This is a genomic window from Kitasatospora sp. NPDC096077, assembly GCF_040303245.1.
GTDB lineage: Bacteria > Actinomycetota > Actinomycetes > Streptomycetales > Streptomycetaceae > Kitasatospora.
In genome coordinates this window covers 140,418-146,758 of the sequence record NZ_JBEOSV010000017.1, presented here as the reverse complement: position 1 = coordinate 146,758, position 6,341 = coordinate 140,418, and the positions used below count along the sequence as shown (strand labels likewise).

Annotated in this window: 6 protein-coding genes; 1 reads left to right on the top strand and 5 read right to left on the bottom strand. The window is 76.6% G+C overall.

Annotated features, from left to right (window positions below; all coding sequences use genetic code 11):
• Nucleotides 1–49 precede the first annotated feature (49 nt).
• Nucleotides 50–1,555, bottom strand: a complete 1,506-nt coding sequence (locus ABTZ03_RS17720) for an alpha/beta hydrolase (protein ID WP_350513888.1) — start codon at nucleotides 1,553–1,555, stop codon at nucleotides 50–52.
• Nucleotides 1,556–1,878: 323 nt separating this feature from the next.
• Here ABTZ03_RS17720 and ABTZ03_RS44255 point away from each other — a divergent pair, with 323 nt between their 5' ends.
• On the top strand, nucleotides 1,879–1,956 hold the full coding sequence (locus tag ABTZ03_RS44255; RefSeq protein ID WP_464336931.1) for a hypothetical protein: 78 nt from the start codon (nucleotides 1,879–1,881) through the stop codon (nucleotides 1,954–1,956).
• Between the two features lie 45 nt (nucleotides 1,957–2,001).
• On the opposite strand, the gene ABTZ03_RS17715 is transcribed toward ABTZ03_RS44255, so the two are convergent.
• From ABTZ03_RS17715 to ABTZ03_RS17700, 4 genes are all read right to left on the bottom strand, one after another.
• Nucleotides 2,002–2,805 carry a hypothetical protein gene (locus tag ABTZ03_RS17715; protein WP_350513887.1) on the bottom strand — a complete coding sequence of 268 codons (804 nt, stop codon included), beginning with the start codon at nucleotides 2,803–2,805 and terminating at the stop codon, nucleotides 2,002–2,004.
• A 123-nt stretch (nucleotides 2,806–2,928) separates the two neighbouring features.
• The gene (locus ABTZ03_RS17710) at nucleotides 2,929–4,242 is read right to left on the bottom strand and encodes an RNA polymerase sigma factor (RefSeq protein ID WP_350513886.1); all 1,314 of its coding nucleotides are present in this window, start codon (nucleotides 4,240–4,242) and stop codon (nucleotides 2,929–2,931) included.
• Entirely contained in the window at nucleotides 4,242–4,661 is a 420-nt protein-coding gene (locus ABTZ03_RS17705; RefSeq protein ID WP_350513885.1) for a YciI family protein, read from the bottom strand. The genes ABTZ03_RS17710 and ABTZ03_RS17705 overlap by 1 nt, the downstream gene beginning before the upstream one ends.
• A gap of 130 nt (nucleotides 4,662–4,791) precedes the next feature.
• Nucleotides 4,792–6,261, bottom strand: coding sequence for an alpha/beta hydrolase (locus ABTZ03_RS17700; RefSeq protein WP_350513884.1), 1,470 nt, complete (start codon nucleotides 6,259–6,261; stop codon nucleotides 4,792–4,794).
• Nucleotides 6,262–6,341: the final 80 nt, after the last annotated feature.

The following is a 6,341-nucleotide window of genomic DNA, read 5'->3' as shown; positions in this document are numbered from 1 at the left end:
GGTGCGGGCCGCGCGGCCCGCACCCCCCGACGTCACGAGCCCGCCCGGCTCAGCAGGAGGCGTCGGCGCCCGGCAGCGTACCGTCCGACAGGTAGGCGTCCACCGCTCGCTGGGCGCAGTCGCTGTACCCGTTGAGGACGACGGTGTGCACCCGGCCGGGGACGGTGAGCAGCCGGGAACCGGTCAGCCGGGCGTGCAGGGCCAGGGCGCCCGGGTACGGGGCGTGGGTGTCACCGGTGGCCTGGATCTGCAGCGCGGGCACCGCGTTGTGCACCCGGACGAACGGCTCCTGCGGGACGCCGCGCCAACTCGCGCACGGGGTCGGACCGTTGAACACCGGGCCGAACACCGGCTCGGCGGGCAGGGCGCGTTGGACGGCGGCGCGGTACCACCCGGGCGAGCGCGGCGCGGCGACGTCGTCGCACAGGTAGGCCATCGCGCCCGCCAGATCGGCCCCGGCGCCCGGGTCGGGGGCCAGCACACTCGTCAGCAGCTCGTGCAGCGCCGGCGACACCTGCACCGGCTTGCCGTCGGCCGCGTCCAGCAACTGCCGCAGCACGTCCGCGTAGTCGGCGCTGTCCCGGTCGTCCCCCTGGCAGACCGAGAGCAGGACCGGCAGCAGCGCGCCGTCCAGCCGGAAGCCGTCCACCGCGATCGGCGCCGCCGAGGCCCGGCGCACCAGCCCCTCCACGGTGGCCCGCACCGCCGCCGGGTCGGCGCCCAGCCCGTACGTGCCGTTGCGCGGCGCCGCCCAGGCGGCGAAGTCGTCCAGCGCCCGCTCGTTGGCCGCGCCCATGTCCTGGAACGCCCCCACCCCGAACCGGGCCGGATCCAGCGCGCTGTCCAGCACCAGCCGGTCCACCCGCTGCGGGTACAGCTGGGCGTACACCGCGCCCAGCAGCCCGCCGTAGGACTGCCCGAAGAAGGAGGTGCGCTGCTCGCCCAGGGCCGCGCGCAGCACGTCCATGTCCCGGGCGGTGTTGCGGGTGGTCAGGTGCGGCAGCAGGTCCGGGTACTTGGCCCAGCAGGCGTCGGCGTCGGCCTTGGCCAGCCGCCAGGCCTCCGGGAAGCCGGACAGGTCGCCGCCCACCGAGCGCAGCCAACTGCCCCGGTTCAGGCCGCAGTCCAGGCCGCCGCTGGCGCCTACCCCGCGCGGGTCCATGCCGATCAGGTCGTAGCGGGCGGCCGCGGCCGGTGCCAGCCGGGCGCGCAGCGCCACCGGCAGGTCCAGCCCGCGGTTGCCCGGCCCGCCCGGGTTGGTCTGCAGGATGCCGCGCCGCCCGGCCGGGTCGGCGGCGCGGATCCGGGAGACGGCGAGTGCGAGGGTGCGGCCGTCCTGCGGGGTGCGGTAGTCCAGCGGGACGGTGAGCGTGGCGCACTGGGCGCCGGCGGCGGCCAACTGCGCATCCTGGCACGGGGACCAGGCGAGGTTCTGGTGCTGGAAGCGATCCAGCGGGTCGGGCGCGGGGGAGGTCGCGGCGGAGGCCGCGGCGGCGGCGGGAACGGCGGCCGAGGACAGGGCCAGGGCGGCGGCGAGGACCAGGGCGGGCTTCATGCCGCCCACCCTAGAGACCGCCCCAAGGGCGCTGCACCGCAGGGTCGTTGGTGTGCTGTCCGCCGCTGCCTTCTCCTGGCTGCTGCTGCCTGCTCCTGCCCGCCTTCGCGGCCACCGACCGGTGGCGGGCGGCGCGGCAGCTCCCCGCCGGTGATCATCGGGCCGGTCCGTCGGGGCGGGCGGGTGGTCCGGTGGGGCCGGTGCGGGGCCCGGTGCGGGGCTCGCTCGACGGGCCGGGACGGGCGGGGTGTGGAACGGTGGAAGACCGGGGGAGACCCGGGGAGACCCGGGGAGCCTCGGGGCCGGTTGCGAGAGGAGTCGCCATGTCGTCGAAGCGCCGCCGCAAGAAGAAGGCCCGGGCCAGGCGCGGGGCCAACCACGGCCGCCGCCCCCAGTGCTGAACGGCTGACCCCGCCCGACCGTGCGGCTCTCGCGGCCCCGTACGGTCAGGCGGGCCCGTGCCCGCTGTTCCCGCTTTGGTTCCGCCCGCGCCAGGCCGGGCCGCCGCGCCGCGCCGTGTAGTACGTGCAGGCCGCGCGCCAGTCGGTGCGCAGGTCCAGTTGCAGGACCAGGCCGCGCCCGCCGGCCCGGGCGGCGCGCAGCAGTTCGGCCGCGTCCGCCTCCGGCGGGCTCTGCTCGTTGTCCAGGCGCACCCGGCTGCCGACGCGCTCCCAGTGCGGGTCCGGGCGCAGGGTGGCGGAGTCCCTGAGGTCCCAGTGCAGGGCGGCGTCCGGGCTGCTCAGATGGGGGCCGGTCATCCGCCAGCCGTCGGGGTCGAGCCGCCAGCCGTCCTCGGCGTGTTCGGCGCCCTCCCAGCGCAGCGCGTACTCGACGGTGCCGGTCCGCTCGCCCGGGGAGCCCCACGCGGCCAGGCCCGCGGCCAGACCCGCGGCCCCGATCCGGGGCAGCAGCACGGTGAGGTCCTCCCGGGTGGCGAAGTAGGCGCTCGCGCGCATCCGGCAGACCAGGGCGAGGCGCCCCTGCGGGCCGGGGGCGTGGATGTCGAAGGCCTGCGGCCGGTCGCAGTGGTCGCTGATCCGGGTCAGCAGGTGCTCCACCCCCGCCACCGCCCCCAGCGCCGCCACCGCGCGCTCGATCCGCCGCCGCTCCGCCTCCCGTGCGGCCCGGGCCGGCGGGGAGTCCGCCAGGGCGCGCAGCCGCCGGTCGGTGGGCCAGGCCCGGCGGCCCGCCTCCAGGGCCTGGCCGGGCAGGCTCAGCAGATGGCCCAGGACGTACGTGGAGCTGTTCACCGGCCGGTGGGTCCTCTCGGAATGGTCAGCGTTCGGGATCGCGGTGCCGGACCACACCCTGGCCCGGCACCGCTACGCCCCGCAATCCGCTCCCGTACTCAACTCCCGTGTGTCGCCGTCCGGTTACCCTTCGGTGTCGAGGGCGTCGGCCTTGCGCAGCAGCACCGCCCGCTCGCGCACGTTGCGGCACAGCCGGGCGGCGAGCTCCAGCTCGGCCCGGGCCTCGACGGTGCGCCCGAGCCGGGTCAGCAGCTCCCCGCGCACCCCAGGCAGCAGGTGCGAGCCGGACAGCCGGCCGGAGACGGCCAGCTCGTCGACCAGGGCGAGCGCCGGCCCCGGCCCCTCGGCCATCGCGACGGCCACCGCCCGGTTGAGCTCGACCACCGGCGAGGGCGCCACCCGGCCCAGCGCCTCGTAGAGCAGCACGATCCGCTCCCAGTCGGTCTCCGCGACCGAGGCCGCCCCCGCGTGGCAGGCGGCGATCGCCGCCTGCAGCCCGTACGGCCCCAGGCCCCGCCCCGGGGCGGCGGCGCGGCCCAGCGCGGCCAGGCCGCGGCGGATCGCCGAGCGGTCCCAGCGCCGCCGGTCCTGGTCCTCCAGCAGCACCGCCTCCCCGTCCGGGCCGGTGCGGGCCGGGAAGCGCGAGGCGGTCAGCTCGAACAGGGCCAGCTGCCCGTGCACCTCCGGCTCGGCGGGCAGCAGCGCGGCCAGCATCCGGGCCAGCCGCACCGCCTCGTAGGCGAGGTCGGGGCGCAGCAGGTCCTCGCCGGCCGTCGCCGTCGAACCCTCCGTGAAGATCACGTACAGCACGCTCAGCACGGCGCCCAGCCTGGCCCGCCGCTCCCGTGGGGGCGGCAGCCCGAAGGGCACCCGGGCGGCGGCGATGGTCTTCTTGGCGCGGGTGATCCGGGCCTGGACGGTGGGCACCGGCACCAGGAACGCCCGGGCGACCTCCTCGCTGGACAGGCCGCCCACCACCCGCAGGGTCAGCGCCACCCGGGCCTCGGGGGAGAGCACCGGGTGGCAGGCGGTGAACATCAGGGCCAGCACGTCGTCGTCCACCCGGTCCGGGTCGAACGGCAGGTCCGGCGGGCCGGGCGGGGCGCCCGCCGCGCCGGTGCTGAACTCGCCCTCGGCCAGCGGGCCGGCCAGTGCGGCGTAGCGCTCGCCCAGCGCCGAGGCGCGGCGGAAGGCGTCCACGGCCCGGCGCCGCGCCGTCGCCAGCAGCCAGCCCACCGGGCCGGCCGGGACGCCGTCGCGGGCCCAGCCGACCAGGGCCTCCGCCAGCGCCTCCTGGGCGACGTCCTCGGCCAGCGCGAAGTCCCCGGTCCAGCGGGCGAGCGCGCCGACGATCCGCGGCGCCTCGATCCGCCACACCGCCTCGACGGCCCGCCGGGCGGCCTCCGCGCCCGGCGGGCCGTCAGTCGGTGCGGGCATCAGAGCTGGCCGGTCCGCTCGCGCCAGGCCCGCTCCTTCACGATCCACTCGTTGTCCTGCGGGAATTCGTCGATGCCCGGCACCCGGCGGATCTCGCACTTGGAGCCGGGGATCGCGGGCATCCGCCTGGCCCACTCGACGGCCTCCTCCTTCGAGGCGACGTCGATCAGGTAGAAGCCGCCGAACAGCTCCTTGGTCTCCCCGTACGGGCCGTCGGTGACCACCGGCGTCTCCCCGCTGTAGTCGACCACCACGCCCTGCGACGGGTCGTCCAGGCCCTCGGCGGCCACCAGCACACCGGCCCGGATCAGCTCCTCGTTGAACCGGCCCACGGTCTCCAGCATCTCCTCGAACGGCGTCGCCGTCATCGTCGCCGTCGACTCGTCGGTGCCCCGCATGATCAGCATGTACTTCGCCATCTCGACCTCCTCGACGGGGCCGCCTGCCGGCCCCTCCACTCCAAGGTCGAACGGCGCGGCGCCGGATCGACACGGTGGACGAGGACGGACGATATTCCCCTCCTCCGACAACCCCGCCCAGCCCCGCCGGCTAGCCTCCGCAGGTCAGGTCCTTCGCGGGCAGCCGCCCGGTGGTCAGGTAGCGGTTGACGGTGTCGTCCGCGCAGGACGGGCCCGCCACCACCACGCCGTGGCCCTCGCCGCCGGCCACCGTGACCATCCGCGCGCCGTGCAGGGCCCGCCGCATGCCCCGGGCCATGGCCAGCGTCGCCTGCGGGTCCCACTGGTTCTGCACGATCAGGGCGTTGACGTCGTTGTCCACCACGGTGGCCGGCTCGGCGGCCGGCCGCTTCCAGAACGCGCAGGGCTGGACGGTGGCCCCCAGGTCGCCGGCCAGCGGATACCTGGCCCGGTCGCGCACGGCGTCCCGGCGGTACTGCTCGGGGTCGCGCGGCCAGCTGCGGGTGTCGCCGCAGAAGAGGGCCCAGGTGACGGAGGCCGCGTTGTCCGAGGCGACGCCCGCCGGCATCGCCGGGGCCGCCGGCCCGCCCGCCGCCGCGGCCTTCAGTGCGACGATCCAGTGGGTGGCGGCCTCGACGTGCACGAACGCGGCGTACCCGGACCGGATGGCGTCGCCATCCAGCGCCGTCCCGTCCGCGGTCGGCACGGGCGTGCGGTCGGCGCGGGCGACCAGGTCCCAGTACGCCGTGCGGACCTGCGCCGCGGTGGCGCCCAGCCCGTACGAGGCGTCGCGGGCGGCGGCCCACTCCGTCCAGCGGGTGAAGGCGAGTTCGGCCCCCGCCGACCACCCGCGGAAGGACTGCCGCCAGGCGAGCGCCGGGTCGAGCGCGCTGTCGAGCACGAACCGGTCCGCGCGGCGGGGGAACATCTGGGTGTAGACGGCGCCCAGGTACGTGCCGTACGAGTACCCGAAGTAGGAGATCCTCTTCTCGCCCAGGGCGGCTCTGATGACGTCCATGTCCCGGGCCGTGTTGCGGGTGGTGATGTGCGGCAGCACGTCCCCCGCCTTGGCCCAGCACTTGTCGGCCACCGACCGGGCCCGCGCCACGTCCTTCGCGAACGTCCCCGGTGCGTACGGGTGATGGACGCCGCGCTCGTCGGCCGTCAGGTCGCAGTCGACCGGCGCGCTGCGCCCGACCCCGCGCGGGTCGAAGCCGACCAGGTCGAAGCGCGCCCGCACCTGCTCCGACAGCAGCGGCTCCATCTCCACGGGCATCGTCAGCCCCGGGCCGCCCGGGCCCCCGGGATTGATCAGCAGCGCGCCGTGCCGCTCCTTCGCACCGCCCGCCCTCACCCGCGACACCGCGATGTCGATCGTCCGGCCGGCGGGGTCGCCGTAGTCCAGCGGCACCGTGACCTTCGCGCACTCGAACGCCGCCGGGTGCTCCGCATCGCAGCGCTCCCACCGCAGTTGCTGCCGCGCGTACGCCTGCGGCGGTTCGTCCGCCGCGAACGCCGTCGCGGGGGTGAGCGCCGCCAGCACGGCGGCCACCGCCCCGGTCGTCACCACGGAAGTCGTTCGCCCGTCTCGCAGAACCATGCCAGTCCTCTGTGTCGGTGCCTAGGAGTGCCTCCAGTCTCTGGTCCTGCGTACCCGCACCAGGTACGGCGCGGGGACGG

Coding starts and splice junctions, on each gene's coding strand:
- ABTZ03_RS17720 (WP_350513888.1), bottom strand. CDS start 1,555: ATGAAGCCCGCCCTGGTCCTCGCCGCCGCCCTGGCCCTGTCCTCGGCC.
- ABTZ03_RS44255 (WP_464336931.1), top strand. CDS start 1,879: ATGTCGTCGAAGCGCCGCCGCAAGAAGAAGGCCCGGGCCAGGCGCGGG.
- ABTZ03_RS17710 (WP_350513886.1), bottom strand. CDS start 4,242: ATGCCCGCACCGACTGACGGCCCGCCGGGCGCGGAGGCCGCCCGGCGG.
- ABTZ03_RS17705 (WP_350513885.1), bottom strand. CDS start 4,661: ATGGCGAAGTACATGCTGATCATGCGGGGCACCGACGAGTCGACGGCG.
- ABTZ03_RS17700 (WP_350513884.1), bottom strand. CDS start 6,261: ATGGTTCTGCGAGACGGGCGAACGACTTCCGTGGTGACGACCGGGGCG.